General features: G+C 64.2%; 18 protein-coding genes. 11 read left to right on the top strand and 7 right to left on the bottom strand.

All coding sequences use genetic code 11. From position 1 onward, the window contains the following. Positions 1–348: 348 nt before the first annotated feature. Positions 349–1,443, top strand: coding sequence for a GlxA family transcriptional regulator (locus ASF66_RS16730; protein WP_049861400.1), 1,095 nt, complete (start codon positions 349–351; stop codon positions 1,441–1,443). Between the two features lie 182 nt (positions 1,444–1,625). Here ASF66_RS16730 and ASF66_RS16725 read toward each other — a convergent pair whose 3' ends face one another. Then, a complete protein-coding gene (locus tag ASF66_RS16725; RefSeq protein WP_056844664.1) occupies positions 1,626–1,883 on the bottom strand; it encodes a hypothetical protein in 258 nt (85 codons plus the stop codon). Between the two features lie 223 nt (positions 1,884–2,106). Here ASF66_RS16725 and ASF66_RS16720 point away from each other — a divergent pair, with 223 nt between their 5' ends. Together ASF66_RS16720 and ASF66_RS16715 are read left to right on the top strand one after the other, a co-directional pair. Beyond that, positions 2,107–3,339: an AAA family ATPase gene (locus ASF66_RS16720; protein ID WP_056844909.1), complete on the top strand. Its 1,233-nt coding sequence runs from the start codon at positions 2,107–2,109 to the stop codon at positions 3,337–3,339. After that, positions 3,336–3,962, top strand: a complete 627-nt coding sequence (locus ASF66_RS16715) for a hypothetical protein (RefSeq protein WP_056844663.1) — start codon at positions 3,336–3,338, stop codon at positions 3,960–3,962. Before ASF66_RS16720 ends, ASF66_RS16715 begins: the two co-directional genes overlap by 4 nt. 36 nt (positions 3,963–3,998) lie before the next feature. Here ASF66_RS16715 and ASF66_RS16710 read toward each other — a convergent pair whose 3' ends face one another. From ASF66_RS16710 to choX, 4 genes are all read right to left on the bottom strand, one after another. Further along, the gene (locus ASF66_RS16710; protein WP_056844662.1) at positions 3,999–4,451 is read right to left on the bottom strand and encodes a thioesterase family protein; all 453 of its coding nucleotides are present in this window, start codon (positions 4,449–4,451) and stop codon (positions 3,999–4,001) included. Continuing rightward, positions 4,448–5,413 (bottom strand): L-carnitine dehydrogenase, encoded by a 966-nt coding sequence (locus ASF66_RS16705; protein ID WP_056844661.1) that lies wholly within the window; start codon positions 5,411–5,413, stop codon positions 4,448–4,450. The genes ASF66_RS16710 and ASF66_RS16705 overlap by 4 nt, the downstream gene beginning before the upstream one ends. Before the next feature lie 119 nt (positions 5,414–5,532). Next, positions 5,533–6,417 carry a 3-keto-5-aminohexanoate cleavage protein gene (locus ASF66_RS16700; protein ID WP_056844660.1) on the bottom strand — a complete coding sequence of 295 codons (885 nt, stop codon included), beginning with the start codon at positions 6,415–6,417 and terminating at the stop codon, positions 5,533–5,535. Positions 6,418–6,537: 120 nt separating this feature from the next. Beyond that, a complete protein-coding gene (gene choX / locus ASF66_RS16695) occupies positions 6,538–7,458 on the bottom strand; it encodes a choline ABC transporter substrate-binding protein (RefSeq protein ID WP_056844659.1) in 921 nt (306 codons plus the stop codon). A gap of 229 nt (positions 7,459–7,687) precedes the next feature. Between choX and ASF66_RS16690 the strand changes: the two genes are divergently transcribed. Beyond that, on the top strand, positions 7,688–8,623 hold the full coding sequence (locus ASF66_RS16690) for a GlxA family transcriptional regulator (RefSeq protein WP_056844658.1): 936 nt from the start codon (positions 7,688–7,690) through the stop codon (positions 8,621–8,623). 80 nt (positions 8,624–8,703) lie between these two features. Next, a complete protein-coding gene (locus ASF66_RS16685) occupies positions 8,704–8,961 on the top strand; it encodes a hypothetical protein (protein ID WP_056844657.1) in 258 nt (85 codons plus the stop codon). Positions 8,962–8,983: 22 nt separating this feature from the next. On the opposite strand, the gene ASF66_RS16680 is transcribed toward ASF66_RS16685, so the two are convergent. Further along, complete coding sequence (locus ASF66_RS16680; protein WP_056844656.1) at positions 8,984–9,400, bottom strand: DUF3010 family protein; 417 nt, start codon at positions 9,398–9,400, stop codon at positions 8,984–8,986. A 2-nt stretch (positions 9,401–9,402) separates the two neighbouring features. Then, positions 9,403–9,804, bottom strand: a complete 402-nt coding sequence (locus ASF66_RS16675; protein ID WP_056844655.1) for a lysozyme inhibitor LprI family protein — start codon at positions 9,802–9,804, stop codon at positions 9,403–9,405. A 262-nt stretch (positions 9,805–10,066) separates the two neighbouring features. On the opposite strand from ASF66_RS16675, the gene ASF66_RS16670 reads away from it, so the two are divergent. The 6 genes from ASF66_RS16670 to etfB all read left to right on the top strand — a co-directional run bounded on the left by ASF66_RS16670 (position 10,067) and on the right by etfB (position 17,918). Next, positions 10,067–11,044 (top strand): dipeptidase, encoded by a 978-nt coding sequence (locus ASF66_RS16670; RefSeq protein ID WP_049861388.1) that lies wholly within the window; start codon positions 10,067–10,069, stop codon positions 11,042–11,044. 127 nt (positions 11,045–11,171) lie between these two features. Then, on the top strand, positions 11,172–11,702 hold the full coding sequence (locus ASF66_RS16665) for a DUF5943 domain-containing protein (protein ID WP_049861387.1): 531 nt from the start codon (positions 11,172–11,174) through the stop codon (positions 11,700–11,702). 18 nt (positions 11,703–11,720) lie between these two features. Continuing rightward, the gene (gene dgcA / locus ASF66_RS16660) at positions 11,721–13,781 is read left to right on the top strand and encodes a dimethylglycine demethylation protein DgcA (RefSeq protein ID WP_056844654.1); all 2,061 of its coding nucleotides are present in this window, start codon (positions 11,721–11,723) and stop codon (positions 13,779–13,781) included. Between the two features lie 165 nt (positions 13,782–13,946). Then, a complete protein-coding gene (gene dgcB / locus ASF66_RS16655; RefSeq protein ID WP_056844653.1) occupies positions 13,947–15,899 on the top strand; it encodes a dimethylglycine demethylation protein DgcB in 1,953 nt (650 codons plus the stop codon). Further along, positions 15,899–17,119 carry an electron transfer flavoprotein subunit alpha gene (gene etfA, locus ASF66_RS16650; protein ID WP_056844652.1) on the top strand — a complete coding sequence of 407 codons (1,221 nt, stop codon included), beginning with the start codon at positions 15,899–15,901 and terminating at the stop codon, positions 17,117–17,119. The genes dgcB and etfA overlap by 1 nt, the downstream gene beginning before the upstream one ends. Before the next feature lie 28 nt (positions 17,120–17,147). After that, positions 17,148–17,918, top strand: coding sequence for an electron transfer flavoprotein subunit beta (gene etfB / locus ASF66_RS16645; protein WP_056844651.1), 771 nt, complete (start codon positions 17,148–17,150; stop codon positions 17,916–17,918). The last annotated feature ends 53 nt before the right edge of the window (positions 17,919–17,971 follow it).

The following is a 17,971-nucleotide window of genomic DNA, read 5'->3' as shown; positions in this document are numbered from 1 at the left end:
CTCTTTTTCGCGCGCAGCTCATCACCGGTGCCTTCGACCGCGCTCCGCAGTGGGCTGCGGCGAACAGCGTGCTTGTGGTGACACTTGGCGGTGCGCGACCCCAGCGGTTGCTACCGAATTGCTCAGACCCCACGGCGGGTATGCTTTTGAGGAGAATCGACGGTCGCCCGCGAAGGTCTTTCGCAGCGCTCTGCATAGCCCTGCGCGACGTCGTTTTCAGGCGCGGTGGAGTTCCCGACCAATTGTCGGCATGGGGTTTGCGTAGCAAAGCAAAGCCCCTGTTAAACAGAGGGCAATAACAAGAGCCTGCCTGAGGCCACCATCCGCTTCGCGTAAGGAGATACCGCAATGACATCCTTCACCACCGGCGCTCAGCCGCAGACTCGCAGTCCTCAGTCCATCGGCTTCCTGTTGCTCGACAACTTCACCCTCATCTCCCTGGCCTCGGCAGTCGAACCGCTGCGCATGGCCAACCAGTTGTCCGGGCGCGAGCTGTATCGATGGACCACCCTGAGCGCGGACGGTGGCCAGGTGTGGGCCAGTGACGGCCTGCAGATCACTCCGGATTCGGCCATGCACAAGGCCGCGCCGATGGACACGGTGATCGTCTGTGGCGGCGTCGGTATCCAGCGTGCGGTGGGTCGTGATCACGTCAGCTGGCTGCAGAGCCAGGCCCGGCAGTCCAAGCGCCTGGGTGCGGTCTGTACTGGCAGTTGGGCGCTGGCCTGCGCCGGTCTGCTCGATGGTTTCGAGTGCAGCGTGCACTGGGAATGCCTGGCCTCGATGCAGGAAGCCTTTCCACGTGTGGCCATGAGCACGCGCCTGTTTACCCTGGACCGCAATCGCTTCACCAGTTCGGGCGGCACGGCGCCGCTGGACATGATGCTGCACCTGATCAGCCGCGATCACGGCCGCGAGCTGTCGGCGGCGATTTCCGAGATGTTCGTCTACGAGCGTATCCGCAACGAACAGGATCATCAGCGGGTGCCGCTCAAGCACATGCTGGGCACCAACCAGCCCAAGCTGCAGGAGATCGTCGCGTTGATGGAGGCGAACCTGGAAGAGCCGATCGACCTGGACGAGTTGGCGGTGTATGTGGCGGTGTCGCGACGCCAGCTGGAGCGGCTGTTCCAGAAATACCTGCATTGTTCGCCGTCGCGCTACTACCTCAAGTTGCGCCTGATTCGCGCCCGGCAGTTGCTCAAGCAGACGCCCATGTCGATCATCGAGGTGGCGTCGGTGTGCGGCTTTGTGTCCACGCCGCATTTCTCCAAGTGCTATCGCGAGTATTTCGGCATTCCGCCGCGTGACGAACGCGTCGGCTCCAATACCACCCAGCAGGTGGCGATGCTGCCGATCCCCCAGGCCATGGTCCTGGCCGGACCGTTGTCGGCATTGAGCCAGGCGCGCAACGAATCGACGTTCGCCAGTGTGAGGATCTGACACCGCGGCGCGACCTTCGCGGGCAGAGGGCTCGCCGCCCGCCCCGCTCCCACAGGTGTGATGCACGCTCTGTGTGATGTAAACCCTGTGGGAGCGGGGCTCTGCCCGCGAAGGGTCCACCGCGATAGGTCAGACTACCCGCCACGCTCCCACAATGGGCTCAGCAGGGGCTGCATTGAAATTCAGGCCCGCTTCGAATGCTGGGCCAATGCCGGCAGCAAGGTCCGGTCGATCGCCTGGCGGACCGCCGGCAGGATGGTCGCGCTGCCGGTCAGCATCTGTTCCACCATCTTGCGCAGGGCCTGGGCCCGGCCGCTGTCCAGGCCGCGCACTGCGCATTCACAGGCCTGCTCGGCCGTGGCGCCTGCGGGCATCTCGAAACCCAGTGCGCGCAGCTGGCCCAGCAGGTCCTCCTGATCAATCAAGTCCGCATGCATCATGATGCTGATCCTTTTTATGGGTGGCGTGACGTTGTCCGGATTCTGGTAGCCGCGCACGCGCTGAGCAAGAGGCGGTGGTCAGCATGGCCGGATTGCACACGAACAGGTCGTTTTTCGCCGTATTCGCAGCGGCTGTAAGCCAGCCATGTAGCAACCGGGTATGGCACCTGGCGGGGCGGGCCTGAATACCCTTGCCGTTCACTTTCAATGGACGGCAATGGACATGCTCGACTTTCTCTCCTTTCAAGGCGTCGGCCCCTCTGCAGCTCTGGGCCCGATCGGACTGGCGCCACGGCTGAACTTCATCACCGGCGACAACGGTCTGGGCAAGAGCTTCGTGCTCGATACGGCATGGTGGGTGCTGACCCGCACCTGGGCCGCAGGCAAGCCGATCAAGGCGCGCGAGTCGTCGGCGCTGCCGGTCATCGATTATCGTTTCACCGGCGCAGACCGCAGCGCCGGGCAATGGGCCTGGCAGCGAGACCGCTGGACACCGGTAGGCGACGCCACGCCGAACCGTTCGCTGGTGGTGTATGCCCATGCCAATGGCACCTTCAGCGCTTGGGATCCGGTGCGCAACGCGGGTGAGCTGGCGGCCTATCACTTCGATGAAAACCAGCTGTGGCACGGTACGTCGATGGCGGGGCAGGGGCGCTTGTGCAACGGCTTGATCAACGACTGGGTACGCTGGCAGCGTACTTACGGCTGCAAGGCGTTCGCCGCTTTGAAGCAGGTCCTGCGCGCACTGTCGCCGTCGCGTGAGGAGTTGCTGCTGCCCGGTCGGCCGTGCCACATCGGCCTGCTCGATGAAACCGAATACCCGACCCTGCAGCGGCCCCAGGGACGGGTGCCCTTGCCTGAAACTTCCAGTGCGATCCGCCGCGTGGTGGCCCTGGCCTACATGCTGGTCTGGACCTGGGAAGGGCACCGCCGCGCCTGTCGCCTGGCCGGAGTACGGCCGAGCGATGAGCTGGTGTTTCTGGTGGATGAGGTCGAGTGCCATCTGCATGCGCAGTGGCAGCGCCGTATCGTCCCTGCGCTGATGGACGTAGTCGGCGCGCTGACTCGCCAGCGCCTGGCGGTGCAGATGATCGTGGCCACCCATTCGCCGCTGGTGCTGGCCTCCATGGAGACCCAGTTCGTCGAGGCGCGCGATGCGCTGTTCACCTTGAGCGTGGAGGAAGGCCAGGTGCAGTTGCACCAGCAAACCTGGGCGGCTCAGGGCGATGCGGTGAACTGGCTGGTGTCCCAGAGCTTCGGTCTGCGCCAGGCCCGCTCGGTGGAAGCGGAAGCGGCGATCGGCGCCGCCGAGGCCTGGATGCGCGGCGAGCGATCGGGCTTGCCCGAGGGGCTGGACAGTGAAGCAGCTATCGAGTCGCAGCTGCTGCGAGCCTTGCCTGCCGGGGATCACTTCTGGCCGGTCTGGGTCGTTGCCAAAGGAGGGGTGCAGGCATGATCGAACTCGTTCATCCACTGCCCGAGCCCCACGGCTTCGACGAGCGCTGCCGCCAGCGCGGCAACGCCTGGTTGCAGGACAATCCTGACGTTGGCAGGCCGCGGGACTACTGGTCGCCGTTCCGTCCGCAACTGGGCGAGGGCTTTGCCAACCGCTGTGCCTTCGGCGCCATGTACATTCCCAGCGGCACCGTGGAGCATTTCATCAGCTGTGATGAGGACCGCGGCATGGCCTACGAGTGGAGCAACTACCGCTATGTCGATGCCTGGATGAACAGTGCCAAGGGCAGCAAGAAAGCCGAGGACTTTCTCGATCCGTTCGAGGTGCGCGAGGGGTGGTTCGAGGTGTTGCTGCCGTCGCTACAACTGGTGCTGACCGACAAAGTGCCGGAAGCGGTGAGGGCGCGGGCCGAGTACACCCTCAAGCACCTGCCATTGCGCGATGACGAGCGCGTGATGCGCGTGCGGCGGCAGTGGTTGCGCTTGTTCAAGGAGGGCAAGATCGGGCTCGAAGGGCTGCGCGAGATGGCGCCGCTGATTGCCGCGGCGGTGGAGCGGCAGGAAGTGCGTGGTGCAGCTTTCGCGGCCGATGACCGCTCCTACGGTGCAACCCAAACTCCGTAGGAGCGGTCCGTGGCCGCGAACCACGCAACACGGTATTCAGCCAGGCAACGCAATCCGTCGCCCGGCATACTCGGCTGCAGGCTGATGCCGCTGCGCCTCGAAAGCCTCGGCCAGCGCCGCGAGCGAAGCCTCTCCAAACACCGCCGACTTCGGCCCCTGCAGATCCACATGCAAGAGCATCTGCTCGCTGGCTGCCAGTACCTCGTCTGCGCCTTGCAAGTGCAGCGTGTGATACACCTGCACCCGCTTGCGGTCATGGGCCAGCACCCGCGTGCGCACCTGCACCTCCGTCCCCAGCTTGACCTCATGCAGGTAGTTGAGATGACATTCCAAGGTGAACAGCGAGTGCTGGTCACGCTGCGGATCGACCCCGATGCGGGCCATGAATGCGTCGGTGGCGTAGCTGAAGATCAACAGGTAGAACGCATCGCGCAGATGGCCGTTGTAGTCCACCCACTCCGCGAGCACGGGCGTCTGGTAAGTGATCATTCGGCGAAACTCATGCCGTGGCGGGCCTTGGTCACCCGTACCGCGTCCAGCACTGCCAGCAGGCAATCGTCGCGGTAACGCTCCAGGGCGCCGATACTGTGTTCCCCCAGTTGCGCCGAGGTCCCGGCCACGACATCGTCGATCAGCGTGTCGGTCAGCTCCGGCGCGGGCAGGTAGGTCCAGGGCAGCTTCAGGGCTGGGCCGAACTGGTTCATGAAGTGCCGCATGCCGGCGTCGCCGCCCGCCAGGGTGTAGGTCAGAAAGGTGCCCATGAACGACCAGCGCAAGCCGGCGCCGAAACGAATGGCGTCGTCGATCTCGCCCGTTGTGGCTACACCGTCGTTGACCAGATGCAAGGCTTCGCGCCACAGCGCTTCGAGCAGGCGGTCGGCGATGAAACCGGGCACTTCCTTGCGCACGTGCAGCGGGCGCATACCCAGGCTTTCGTAAACGCTAATGGCCGCTTGGACTGCCTCGGGTGCGGTGTGTCGGCCGCCGACCACTTCCACCAACGGCAGCAGGTAGACCGGGTTGAACGGATGCCCGACCACGCAGCGTTCCGGGTGTGTGGCGCCCTCGTAGAATTCGCTGGGCAGCAGGCCCGAGGTGCTGGAGCCGATCAAGGCGTCGGGCTTGGCGGCGGCGCTGATGCGAGCGTGCAGTTCCAGCTTCAGTTCCAGCCGCTCCGGCGCGCTTTCCTGGATGAAGTCGGCGTCGCGCACGCAGTCCTCGACGGTGGCCACGAAGCGCAGCCGCGATTGCGCCGCACCCGCCGCCAGACCTTGTTTGACCAAGGCAGGCCAGGCATTGGCGATGCGCTGGCGCAAGGCAGCTTCGGCGCCGGGCGCCGGGTCCCAGGCGACGACGTCCAGGCCATGGGCGAGGGCGCGGGCAACCCAGCCGCTGCCGATGACTCCGCTGCCCAGGGCAGCGAAGGTGTTGATGTGGGTGATGTAGGTCATGGGTTGTTCCTGGAGAAGTGTGTGGGGTGAGGGCCTCTTCGCGCTCCCATAAGATGAGCACGAACCGTGTGGGAGCGGGTCTCTGCCCGCGAAGAGGCCCTCCGGGAGCACCAAAAAAATCACCGCCGAACGAGGCTCATCTTTTGCCGCCCCTCGGCCGGTGTCAGCACCCGTGCCCCGAGCCGGGTCAGAATCTCGCTGGCCCGTTCCACCAGTTGACCGTTGGTGGCCAGCACGCCTTTCTCCAGCCAGATGTTGTCTTCCAACCCGACCCGCACGTTGCCGCCCAGCAGCACGGCCTGCGCGGCCATGGGCATCTGCATGCGGCCGATACCGAAGCCGGCCCACACCGCCTCCGCCGGCAGGTTGTCGACCATGGCCTTCATGGTGGTGGTATCGGCCGGCGCGCCCCACGGGATGCCCAGGCACAGTTGGAACAGCGGATCGTGCAGCAGTCCTTCCTTGATCATCTGCTTGGCGAACCACAGGTGGCCGGTGTCGAAGATTTCCAGCTCCGCCTTCACCCCCAGCTCGGTGATGCGCCGGGCGCCTGCACGTAGTTGTTCGGGAGTGGATACGTAGATGCTGTTGCCATCGCCGAAATTCAGGGTGCCGCAGTCCAGGGTGCAGATTTCCGGCAGCAGCGCTTCGACATGGGCCAGGCGCGCCAGGGGACCGATCAGGTCGGTGCCAGCACCGAAGGCCATCGGCGTTTCTCCGGGGCCGATTTCCAGGTCGCCACCCATGCCGGCGGTGAGGTTGACGATGATGTCGATATCGGCTTCGCGGATGCGCTCCATCACTTCCCGGTACAGCGCCACGTCGCGGCTGAAGCGGCCGGTCTGTGGGTCGCGTACGTGGCAGTGCACCACGGTGGCCCCGGCCTTGGCGGCTTCCACGGCCGCAGCGGCGATCTGCTTCGGCGTAACGGGAACGTGAGGGCTTTTGGCGGTGGTATCGCCAGCACCGGTCAAGGCGCAGGTGATGATGACGTCGTGGTTCATTGCAGGGATCCTTATGGGTCTGTGCTGTGTGGCTGGTGCAGCGCGGTCTTGTCCATCTACGGTGGTGAACCCTTCGCGGGTAGAAATCGCTCCTACAGGCGCCGCTGCTACAGGGATTGCTCAGGAGGCGGGTTTGCCGTCGAAGGTGGTCACGCCTTGCAGCCAGCGCTGGCGGTCTTGCGGGTGGTCCTTGAGCCATTGCCGGGCGGAGTCGAAGGCGTCCTTGTGCTCCAGCAACGGTTGCATCATTCGGCTCTCGTCTGCGGCCGTGAAGGTCAGGTTGCTCAGCAATTTGTCCGCGTTCGGGCAGCGGCTGGCGTAGTCCGGCGCGGTCACCGTCCACACCGTGGCCATGCCTTCGTTCGGACCCAGGGCGTCTTCGCTGCCGGTCAGGTAGGTCATGTCCTGGTTGACGTTCATCGGATGCGGCGCCCAGCCGAAGAACACGATGGCCTCGTTGCGCTTCACCGCGCGGGTCACCGCCGACAGCATCCCGGCCTCGCTCGACTCCACCAGTTGAAAGTCGCCCAGGCCGAAGCGGTTCCTGGCGATCATGTCCTTGATCTGGGTATTGGCGCCGGACCCCGGCTCGATGCCGTAGATCTTGCCGCCCAGCTCCTTCTTGAATCTGGCGATGTCGGCGAAGCTTTTCAGGCCCTTGTCGGCCAGGTAGGTCGGTACGGCCAGGGTGGCGCGGGCGTCCTTGAGGCTCGGTTGGTCGAGCACGCGCACCTGCTTCTGCTCCACGAAGGGCGTGATGGTCTGGGTCATCAGCGGGTTCCAGTAGCCCAGGAACATGTCCAGGCGCTGGTCGCGAATCCCGGCGAAGATGATCTGCTGGGAAGCGCTGGTCTGTTTGACGTTGTAGCCCAGGTCTTCAAGCAGCACTTGGGTCATGGCGCTGGTGGCGATCACATCGGTCCAGTTGACCACGCCCAGGCGCACGTTCTTGCAGCTGGCCGGTTCCGCAGCGCTGGCGATGCTGGTCAACAGTGCGGTACCGGTAAGCATCAGCAGGCAGCAGCTGATCAGTCTGTTCATGATGGCTCCCTCAAGCGGCAGTTCGAATTGTTATGGGGGCGGTGTCTACGCACCGTTTGCATAAGGTACGCAGCCTGCTGCGGGAAAAATCGCACTGCGGCGACCGGCGCTTGCACAGTGGCGACGTGCTGGGTATTAGTGGTGTTTCACAAAGCCCTCTTCGCGGGTAGAGGGCTCGCCGCCCGCCCCGCGCCCACAGGATTGCGCCGCAGAAATCACAGAGCACGCCATGGCCCAAGACTTCCACTTTCTGCTGCTGCCCGGCTTTTCTGCGATGGGTTTCATCTCGGCCATCGAGCCGCTGCGTGTGGCCAACCGCTTTCGTGGCGAGCTTTACCGTTGGCAGGTGCTGAGCCTGGATGGCGGCGCGGTGCTGGCCAGCAACGGTATGTCGGTGAATGCCGACAGCGCGCTCGGGTCGCTGGCCAAAGGCGCGACATTGCTGGTGGTGGCCGGCTTCGAGCCGTTGGCGACCTTCGATGGGGCATTGCGCGACTGGCTGCGCCGTCTGGATCGCGAAGGGGTGACCCTGGGCGGCATCGACACCGGCAGCTTCGTCCTGGCCGAAGCGGGCCTGCTCGAGCGCCACCGGGTCGCGCTGCACTGGGAGGCTCTGGACGCCTTCCGCGAGTCCTATCCGGCGCTGAGCGCCAGCCAGGAACTGTTCGAAACCGACAGCGCGCGCATCACCTGCGCCGGTGGTACCGCCTGCATCGATCTGATGCTCGATCTGATCGGCCAGGCCCATGGCAGCGAGCTGGCGATCCAGGTGTCGGAGCAATTCGTGGTCGGCCGCATCCGGCCGCGCAAGGATCATCAGCGCATGCAGATCGCCTCGCGCTACGGCATCGGCAACAAGAAGCTGGTGCAAGTGATCGGCGAGATGGAACAGCACACCGAACCGCCGCTGAGCACGCTGCAACTGGCGGAGCTGGCCAAGGTCACGCGACGCCAGTTGGAGCGCTTGTTCCGGCTGCACTTGAACGACACGCCAAGCAATTTCTACCTGCGACTGCGTCTGGAGAAAGCCCGGCAACTGCTGCGGCAGACGCCGATGAGTGTGCTGGAAGTCAGCATCGCCTGTGGTTTCGATTCACCGTCGTATTTCACCCGCAGCTATCGGGCGCGCTTTGCCCGCTGTCCGAGGGAGGATCGGCGCCAGTAAAGCCAATGCATATGTACCGTTCCTGCACGCCATGCGGCCGCTAACCTGCGCGCTCATTCATCGATAAAGGAATCATCGAAATGGGCAAGCACGTCATTGCATCGAGCCTGGTTACCGCGGCGCTTCTGACCTTGGCCGGGCCGGCATCGGCCGCCTGGTACGACTGTCGCGTTATCGACAATCAGGCGGCCGACGCCTGGGACAACACGCTGGTGGACCTGCCCGTGGAGGCCGACAACCTGGCGGATGCCGAGGGCAAGACCCGCGCCTTCATGGCGCAGGACCCTGGCAATCCGACCGACATCAGCCTGAATTGCCGGGTAAACGAGGAGGAGTGAAGGGTGGCTGATGCTCCCTTGATCACCGGGCCTTGAGCAATACTGCGCAGGCGGCCTTGTAGGCCTCGTGCTGGTACTTGTTCAAGGTACCCGGCAGCTCGGCCAGCTTCTTGGCCTGGGCGCTGATGGTCTGCGGCGATACCAGCACCGCCTCGCAGCCTTCGAGCAGCTGCAGCACGCCTTCGATCTTGAAGGTGGTCGGCCCGCCGGCGAACTCGCCTTTCTTGCCACGTTTCTTGACGGCGAGCATCTTCAACCCGTTATCGCGGACGAAAGCGGCCACCTGTCCCTGGAACTGCCGCACGTTCGCGGCGATGTCATCGTCTTCCAGGGCAATCTTCTTCAGGGAGGTGGGCAGATGCGCCAACGCGGCATCACCGTATTCCACCACCGCGAAGATCGCTTCGCTGCCCTTGATCTCGACCCCGGCTATTTTCACGCTCACTCCAGGCCCACCGATTGCAGGAACTCGGAACGCTCGTCGCTCTTCTGCGCACGGCAGTCGTTCTGGGCGATTTCATAGGCCTTGGTGCCTTTGCCGGCATTGACCGTGTACACGTCGCAATCGGCATCACGCGACTTGGTCCACAGGTCCTGGGCCGCCTTGAGCTTGTCGGTGAACGCCTTGAGCTCGGGTGAGCCCTTGGGAAACTGGGAATTGATGCGGTCGAGCAGGTCGGTGTACGACTCGCTCATTTCGGTTTCCGACGTCTTGCGGTTGTAGGCCGAGCAATCGTAGCTCTGCTGATCGGTCTCCACGTTGTCGCACGGGGTGGGGCCATCGGCCTCTTCGGCCTGGGCGGCGAAGGACAGCAGGGCAAGCATCAGCAGCGTGAATCTCATGAGGATCTACCTAACCCGTTGAACAGTGATGATTACCGGTGATTCTGTCTCAGGGGCGGGGCAAAGCATAGGGGCAGAGCGATGGCAGGCAGCATTTTTCATGGAGTGGCCGGACGCGGTTCCGTTTTGCGTCGGGCGTTGACGCTTTCGGCAATTCCCCTGTCGTTTTTGCATCCGGTCGCCGTGTCGCGCAGGCATATGCTGGCCCCATGAAGCGCCGGCATACGATTCGGCGCCTGACTTGCCTGATGGGGACCGCCTGATGAGCCCAGCCGAATTGCACGCCGACAGCATCGTTATCGACGGGCTGATCATTGCCAAATGGAACCGCGAGCTGTTCGAGGACATGCGCAAGGGCGGTCTGACCATGGCCAACTGCACGGTGTCGGTGTGGGAAGGCTTCCAGGCCACCGTCGACAGCATCTGCAAGAGCCAGAAGCTGATGCGCGAGAACAGCGACCTGGTGATGCCCGTGCGCACCACCGCCGACATTCGCAAGGCCAAGGAAATCGGCAAGACCGGCATCCTTTTCGGCTTCCAGAACGCCCATGCCTACGAGGACCAGATCGGCTACGTGGAAGTGTTCAAGCAGCTGGGCGTGGGCATCGTGCAGATGTGCTACAACACCCAGAACCTGGTCGGGACCGGCTGCTACGAGCGCGACGGCGGGCTGTCCGGGTTCGGCCGCGAAATCGTCGCCGAGATGAACCGCGTGGGTGTGATGTGCGACCTGTCCCACGTCGGCTCGAAAACCAGTGAAGAAGTCATTCTCGAATCCAAGAAGCCGGTGTGCTACTCCCACTGCCTGCCTTCGGGCCTCAAGGAACACCCGCGCAACAAGTCCGACGAAGAGCTGAAGTTCATCGCCGACCATGGCGGTTTCGTCGGCGTGACCATGTTCGCGCCGTTCCTGGCCAAGGGCATCGATTCGACCATCGACGACTACGCCGAAGCCATCGAATACACCATGAACATCGTCGGCGAAGACGCCATCGGCATCGGCACCGACTTCACCCAGGGCCACGGCCAGGACTTCTTCGAATACCTGACCCACGACAAGGGCTACGCCCGCCGCCTGACCAGCTTCGGCAAGATCATCAACCCGCTGGGCATCCGTACCGTGGGCGAATTCCCCAACCTCACTGAAACCCTGCTCAAGCGCGGCCACAGCGAACGCGTGGTGCGCAAGATCATGGGCGAGAACTGGGTCAATGTCCTCAAGGACGTCTGGGGCGAATAACGCCCGACCTGACACGCCGCATTTCTTATTCCAGCCGCTTACCCCTGTGGGAGCGGGCTCTGCCCGCGAACGCCGCAACCCGGTGTTTGCTCGTGGCAGCCAACTACTGATTCCGGAGTTCAAGCACATGGCCAAGATCGCCCCGCAACTGCCCATCGAAGTCGACAGCGAAACCGGCGTCTGGACTTCCGACGCCCTGCCGATGCTGTACGTGCCACGCCACTTCTTCGTCAACAACCACATGGGTATCGAAGAAGTGCTGGGCGCTGACGCCTATGCCGAAATCCTCTACAAGGCCGGCTACAAATCCGCCTGGCACTGGTGCGAAAAAGAAGCCGAATGCCATGGCCTGGAAGGCGTCGCGGTGTTCGAACACTACATGAAGCGTCTGTCGCAGCGCGGCTGGGGGCTGTTCAAGATCCAGGACATCGATCTGGATAAAGGCACCTGCAGCGTCAAGCTGGAACACTCCTGCTTCGTCTACGTGTACGGCAAGGTCGGGCGCAAGGTCGACTACATGTTCACCGGCTGGTTCGCCGGGGCCATGGACCAGATTCTCGCCGCCCGCGGCAGCAGCATTCGTACCGTCGCCGAGCAAGTCTACGGCGGCTCCGAAGAAGGTCACGAAGATGGCCTCTTCACCGTGAAACCGTTGTAAGTCGAGGAAGACGCCGCCATGGCTTTCGAAGCGATGTTCCAGCCGATCCAGATCGGCAAGCTGACGATCCGCAACCGCGTGCTCAGCACCGCGCACGCCGAGGTCTACGCCACCGATGGCGGCATGACCACCGATCGTTACGTCAAATACTACGAAGAGAAAGCAAAAGGCGGGATAGGCCTGGCCATCTGCGGCGGCTCCTCCAGCGTGGCCATCGACAGCCCTCAGGGCTGGTGGAAATCGGTGAACCTGGCCACCGACAAGATCATTCCGCACTTCCAGAACCTGGCCGATGCCATGCACAAGCATGGCGCCAAGATCATGATCCAGATCACCCACATGGGCCGTCGCTCGCGCTGGGACGGCGAGCACTGGCCGACGCTGATGTCGCCTTCGGGCATTCGCGAGCCGGTGCACCGCGCCACCTGCAAGACCATCGAGCCCGAAGAGATCTGGCGGGTGATCGGCAACTACGCCAGTGCCGCGGCGCGGGCCAAGGCGGGCGGCCTGGACGGCGTGGAGCTGTCGGCGGTGCACCAGCACATGATCGACCAGTTCTGGAGCCCACGGGTCAACAAGCGTACCGACGAGTGGGGCGGCAGCTTCGAAAACCGCATGCGCTTCGGCATCGAGGTGATCAAGGCCGTGCGCAAGGAAGTCGGCGACGACTTCTGCGTGGGCCTGCGCATCTGCGGCGACGAGTTCCATCCCGACGGCCTCAGCCACGAGGACATGAAGGAAATCGCCAAGTACTACAGCGACACCGGCATGCTCGATTTCCTCGGCGTGGTGGGCTCGGGTTGCGACACCCACAACACGCTGGCCAACGTCATCCCCAACATGAGTTATCCGCCGGAGCCGTTCCTGCACCTGGCGGCCGGTATCAAGGAAGTTGTGAACATCCCGGTGCTGCACGCGCAGAACATCAAGGATCCCAACCAGGCCACGCGCATTCTGGAAGGCGGCTACGTGGACATGGTCGGCATGACCCGCGCGCACATCGCCGACCCGCACCTGATCGCCAAGATCAAGATGGGCCAGGTCGATCAGATCAAGCAATGCGTGGGCGCCAACTACTGCATCGACCGGCAGTATCAAGGCCTGGACGTACTGTGCATTCAGAACGCCGCCACGTCGCGGGAATACATGGGCGTGCCGCACATCATCGAAAAGTCCACCGGTGTAAAGCGCAAGGTGGTGGTGGTCGGCGCGGGTCCGGCCGGCATGGAAGCGGCACGGGTGTCGGCCGAACGCGGCCACGACGTGACCCTGTTCGAGAAGAAAGAATTCATCGGCGGTCAGATCACCACGGCCTCCAAGGCGCCGCAGCGTGACCAGATCGCCGGCATCACCCGCTGGTTCCAGTTGGAGCTGGCACGCTTGAAGGTCGATCTGCGCCTGGGCACTGCCGCCGATGCCGACACCATCATGGACCTGCGCCCGGACATCGTCGTGCTGGCCGTGGGCGGTCATCCGTTTCTGGAGCAGGGCGAGCACTGGGGCGCCGCCGAGGGTCTGGTGGTCAGCAGCTGGGACGTGCTCGACGGCAAGGTCGCGCCGGGCAAGAACGTCCTGGTGTACGACACCATCTGCGAGTTCACCGGCATGTCGGTGGCCGACTTCCTGGCCGACAAGGGCAGCCAGGTCGAGATCGTCACCGACGACATCAAGCCGGGCGTGGCGATCGGCGGTACGTCGTTCCCGACCTACTACCGCAGCATGTACCCCAAGGAGGTGATCATGACCGGCGACCTGATGCTGGAAAAAGTCTACCGCGAGGGCGACAAGCTGGTGGCAGTGCTGGAGAACGAATACACCGGCGCCAAGGAAGAACGGGTGGTCGACCAGGTGGTGGTGGAAAACGGCGTGCGGCCCGACGAGAAGCTCTATTACGAACTCAAGCAGGGTTCGCGCAACAAGGGTCAGATGGACATCGATGCCCTGTTCGCGATCCAGCCGCAGCCGTCGTTGAGTACCACGGGCGACGACTACCTGCTGTTCCGCATCGGCGACTGCGTGGCCCAGCGCAACACCCACGCCGCGATCTACGACGCGCTGCGTCTGTGCAAGGATTTTTGACGCCGTCCCGGTGCACTGTGATCTCTGTGGGAGCGGGCTTTGCCCGCGAATTGGACCCCCGCGGTGCCTCTTTCGCGGGCAGACCGGAACGCCGGCCGACCCGCTTCCACACAGTCCGCGTCGGCTTCCCGTTATTGGGACCTCTTGGTCCGCAGGGGCTTCACCATGCTGAATACACTGCTTCCCATCCTGCTGTTCGCCGCCCTGGCCCTGGCCGTTCTGGGCGCCGTGCGGAGAATCAATATGTGGCGCCGCGGCCGACCTTCACAGGTCGATCTGCTGGGCGGCCTGCTGGCCATGCCCAAGCGCTACATGGTCGACCTGCACCATGTGGTCGCCCGCGACAAATACATCGCCAACACCCACGTGGCCACGGCCGGTGGCGCAGTGCTGGCGGCGGTGCTGGCGGTGCTGGTGCACGGCTTCGGCCTGCACAACCGTATTCTTGGCTACGCGCTGCTGTTGGCCACGGCGCTGATGTTCGTCGGGGCCTGCTTCGTCTACGCCCGCCGCCTCAACCCGCCCGCGCGCTTGTCCAAGGGCCCGTGGATGCGCCTGCCGAAAAGCCTGCTGATGTTTTCGGCGACCTTCTTCATCGCCACCTTGCCGGTGGCAGGTATTCTGCCGATGAACTTCGGCGGCTGGGTACTGGCCGTGGTGCTGGGCATTGGTGTGGCCTGGGGCGTATCCGAGTTGTTTCTCGGACTGACCTGGGGCGGACCGATGAAGCACGCCTTCGCCGGCGCCCTGCACCTGGCCTGGCACCGCCGCGCCGAGCGCTTCGGCGGCGGCCGCTCGACCGGCTTGAAGCCGCTGGATCTGAACGACCCCACGGCACCGCTGGGTGTGGAAAAGCCCAAGGACTTCACCTGGAACCAACTGCTGGGCTTCGATGCCTGCGTGCAGTGCGGTAAGTGCGAGGCCGCCTGCCCGGCGTTCGCCGCTGGCCAGCCGTTGAACCCCAAGAAACTCATTCAGGACATGGTCGTGGGCCTGGCCGGTGGCACCGATGCCAGGTTCGCTGGCAGCCCGTACCCTGGCAAGGCCATTGGCGAGCACGGCGGCAACCCCCATCAGCCGATCGTCAACGGCCTGGTCGATGCCGACACGCTGTGGTCGTGCACCACCTGCCGCGCCTGTGTGGAAGAGTGCCCGATGATGATCGAGCACGTCGACGCCATCGTCGACATGCGCCGCCACCTGACGCTGGAAAAAGGTGCCACCCCCAACAAGGGCGCCGAAGTGCTGGACAACCTGATCGCCACCGACAACCCCGGCGGCTTCAACCCCGGCGGCCGCATGAACTGGGCCGCGGACCTGAATCTGCAGCTGTTCGGCGACAAGAAAAACGCCGATGTGCTGTTCTGGGTTGGCGACGGCGCTTTCGACATGCGCAACCAGCGCACGCTGCGTGCCTTCGTCAAAGTGCTGAAAGCGGCCAAGGTCGACTTCGCCGTGCTGGGTCTCGAAGAACGCGACAGCGGCGACGTGGCCCGGCGACTGGGCGACGAGGCGACCTTTCAGCTGCTGGCCAAGCGCAATATCGGCACCTTGGGCAAGTACAGCTTCAAGCGCATCGTCACCTGCGATCCGCACAGCTTTCATGTCTTGAAGAACGAATACGGCGCTCTGGGCGGTCACTACGAAGTGCTGCACCACAGCACCTTCATGGCTGAACTGGTCACTGCGGGCAAGCTCAAGCTCGGCCAGCACAAGGGGGGCAGCGTCACCTACCACGACCCGTGCTACCTGGGTCGCTACAACGGCGAGTACCAGGCGCCGCGCGACGTGCTCAAGGCCTTGGGCATCGAGGTCAGGGAAATGCAGCGCTCGGGCTTCCGCTCCCGTTGCTGCGGTGGTGGCGGCGGCGCGCCGATCACCGACATTCCCGGCAAGCAGCGGATCCCCGATATGCGCATGGAAGACATTCGCGAGACTCAGGCCGAACTGGTCGCCGTCGGCTGCCCGCAATGCACGGCCATGCTCGAAGGCGTGGTCGAACCGCGGCCCTTGATCAAGGACATCGCCGAACTGGTGGCCGAGGCATTGCAGGAAGAGCCTGTTGCGCCAGTAAAGCCGGCTCCGGCCAAACGTGAAGTCGCCGCGGAGGTGAACTGATGAGCGACATTATTCGCCGTGATCCGCGGGCCGAGTGGATCGCCCGCAACCGTCTGCATCCGTTGCACAGTGCCATGCAGCCACAGGCCAGTGTGTGGATGGGGCCCAACGGGGTCATGCGCAAGAACCCCCATGGCATCGGTTTCCTCGGTCCCAACGGGGTCAAGCGAATCGATCGCAGCGGTGTTCAACAAGGTGGTGGCAGCAAGCGCTCGGCGACGACGACCGTGCAACTGCCGCTGCATCAGGTGGCGGCGCCAGCGTTCTATGTTGCAGTGGTACCGGATATGGTCGGCGGTCGCCTGAGCAGTCACGATCGCGATCTGCTGGGCTTGGCCCATCGACTGGCCGCAGAGGGCGGTGCGGTACTGGCGATCGTCTTCGGCGAGCACAAGGAAACCGCCTTCGACACAGCCGGCGTGGATCGCTTGCTGGTACTCGATGGCAACGAATTCGGAGGCTATGCGCCCGAGCAGCGCATTCAGGGCCTGCAGGCTGTGGATAATCAGTTTTCACCCCGTCACTGGCTGCTGCCGGACAGCCGCACCGGCGGTGGCGAGCTGGGACGGCGTTTTGCCGCCCGTCTGGGTGAGCGCCCCGCGACGCGGGTATGGCAGGTCAAGGACGGCCAGTGCGTCAGCCGTGCCGGTGCCGGCCAGCAGGACATTGCCCGACCGCTGCCGCGCTTGATGCTGGCGGCCGCCGAATGCGCCGAACCGGTGGATGAAACCCGTCACGAAGTGCTGCCGGTGGCGTTGTCCACCGCCATGGCGCGCAGCCTGCCGCGCATCGAGGACCTGGGTGCCGTGGCGGTCGACCCTGCGGCCATCCCGATGGCCGAATCCGAATTCATCTTCTCCGGCGGCAACGGGGTGAAGGATTGGGAATTGTTCCACCGCACCGCCCAGACGCTGGGGGCGACCGAAGGGGCTTCACGGGTAGCGGTGGACGACGGCTTCATGCTTCGCGATCGGCAGGTGGGCGCCAGTGGTACCTGGGTGACCGCACGGGTCTATGTGGCCGTAGGGATCTCCGGTGCGATCCAGCATTTGCAGGGCATCGGCGGCTGCGACAAGGTCATTGCCATCAACCTGGACCCCGGCTGCGACATGATCAAGCGCGCGGACCTGTCGGTGATCGGCGACAGCCAGGCGATCATGCTGGCCTTGATCGACGCCATCCAGGCCTATCGCAACCCGGCCAAATGCGACGCTGCCTGAGGCACGACTCGATGAGAGAGGCTCAATCATGAACACCAAGGTCATCAGTCTGGTTTCCATCGGCGCCCACCCGACCTCCGGCCGGCCCCGGCGCGCCGACCAGGACTCCCGCGCGGTAGAACTAGGCCTGCAACTGGCGGGCGACGACTTGCAGGTGCTGCATGCCGGTGACGTCACCGAGCCGGCCCTGCGCGCCTATCTGGGCATGGGCCTGCAACAGTTGCACGTGCTCGAGCAGCCCGAGGGCGCCGATGCGCTGCCGGTGCTGTGTGACTACCTGCAAGGCGCCGGCGCCCAGCTGGTGCTGACCGGGACCCAGGCCGAAACCGGCGAAGGTTCGGGCATGTTGCCGTTTTTGTTAGCCGAAAAGCTCGGCTGGCCGATGATCGTGGGTTTGGCGGAGGTGGAGTCCATCGACAACGGGGTGGCGCAGGTGTTGCAGGCTTTGCCCCGTGGCCAGCGACGTCGGTTGAGCGTGCGCCTGCCCTTGCTGGCCACGGTCGACAACGCGGCGCCCAAACCTCGGCAAAGCGCCTATGGCCCCGCTCAACGGGGTAGGCTGGCGGTCGATGAGGTGGAAGTGATAAACGACGAGCTGTTCGACAGCGCCGAACTGCAACCGGCCAAGCCCCGGCCCAAACGGCTCAAGGTGATCAAGGCCAAAAGCGGCGCTGACCGCATGAAAGCCGCCACGGCCAAGGCCAGCGGAGGCGGAGGGCAGGTGCTCAAGGGCCTGAGCGCCGAAGAGGGCGCGCAGGCGGTGCTCAAGGCGTTGATCGAGGAAGGTGTGGTGCGTTGATCGTATCGCGCGTTGCTGCAGTGCCAACGCGCCGACCCCGGACGCGGTCTTCC

This window comes from Pseudomonas sp. Leaf129 (genome assembly GCF_001423465.1).
Lineage (GTDB): Bacteria > Pseudomonadota > Gammaproteobacteria > Pseudomonadales > Pseudomonadaceae > Aquipseudomonas > Aquipseudomonas coleopterorum.
This window is presented reverse-complemented; position numbering and strand designations above follow the sequence as displayed.

Excerpts from the sequence above, each read along its gene's own strand:
- ASF66_RS16720 (WP_056844909.1), top strand. The coding sequence starts at position 2,107 with ATGCTCGACTTTCTCTCCTTTCAAGGCGTCGGCCCCTCTGCAGCTCTG.
- etfB (WP_056844651.1), top strand. The coding sequence starts at position 17,148 with ATGAACACCAAGGTCATCAGTCTGGTTTCCATCGGCGCCCACCCGACC.
- ASF66_RS16670 (WP_049861388.1), top strand. The coding sequence starts at position 10,067 with ATGAGCCCAGCCGAATTGCACGCCGACAGCATCGTTATCGACGGGCTG.
- ASF66_RS16705 (WP_056844661.1), bottom strand. The coding sequence starts at position 5,413 with ATGACCTACATCACCCACATCAACACCTTCGCTGCCCTGGGCAGCGGA.
- choX (WP_056844659.1), bottom strand. The coding sequence starts at position 7,458 with ATGAACAGACTGATCAGCTGCTGCCTGCTGATGCTTACCGGTACCGCA.
- ASF66_RS16690 (WP_056844658.1), top strand. The coding sequence starts at position 7,688 with ATGGCCCAAGACTTCCACTTTCTGCTGCTGCCCGGCTTTTCTGCGATG.
- ASF66_RS16710 (WP_056844662.1), bottom strand. The coding sequence starts at position 4,451 with ATGATCACTTACCAGACGCCCGTGCTCGCGGAGTGGGTGGACTACAAC.
- ASF66_RS16665 (WP_049861387.1), top strand. The coding sequence starts at position 11,172 with ATGGCCAAGATCGCCCCGCAACTGCCCATCGAAGTCGACAGCGAAACC.
- etfA (WP_056844652.1), top strand. The coding sequence starts at position 15,899 with ATGAGCGACATTATTCGCCGTGATCCGCGGGCCGAGTGGATCGCCCGC.
- dgcA (WP_056844654.1), top strand. The coding sequence starts at position 11,721 with ATGGCTTTCGAAGCGATGTTCCAGCCGATCCAGATCGGCAAGCTGACG.
- ASF66_RS16685 (WP_056844657.1), top strand. The coding sequence starts at position 8,704 with ATGGGCAAGCACGTCATTGCATCGAGCCTGGTTACCGCGGCGCTTCTG.
- dgcB (WP_056844653.1), top strand. The coding sequence starts at position 13,947 with ATGCTGAATACACTGCTTCCCATCCTGCTGTTCGCCGCCCTGGCCCTG.
- ASF66_RS16730 (WP_049861400.1), top strand. The coding sequence starts at position 349 with ATGACATCCTTCACCACCGGCGCTCAGCCGCAGACTCGCAGTCCTCAG.
- ASF66_RS16725 (WP_056844664.1), bottom strand. The coding sequence starts at position 1,883 with ATGATGCATGCGGACTTGATTGATCAGGAGGACCTGCTGGGCCAGCTG.
- ASF66_RS16675 (WP_056844655.1), bottom strand. The coding sequence starts at position 9,804 with ATGAGATTCACGCTGCTGATGCTTGCCCTGCTGTCCTTCGCCGCCCAG.
- ASF66_RS16715 (WP_056844663.1), top strand. The coding sequence starts at position 3,336 with ATGATCGAACTCGTTCATCCACTGCCCGAGCCCCACGGCTTCGACGAG.
- ASF66_RS16700 (WP_056844660.1), bottom strand. The coding sequence starts at position 6,417 with ATGAACCACGACGTCATCATCACCTGCGCCTTGACCGGTGCTGGCGAT.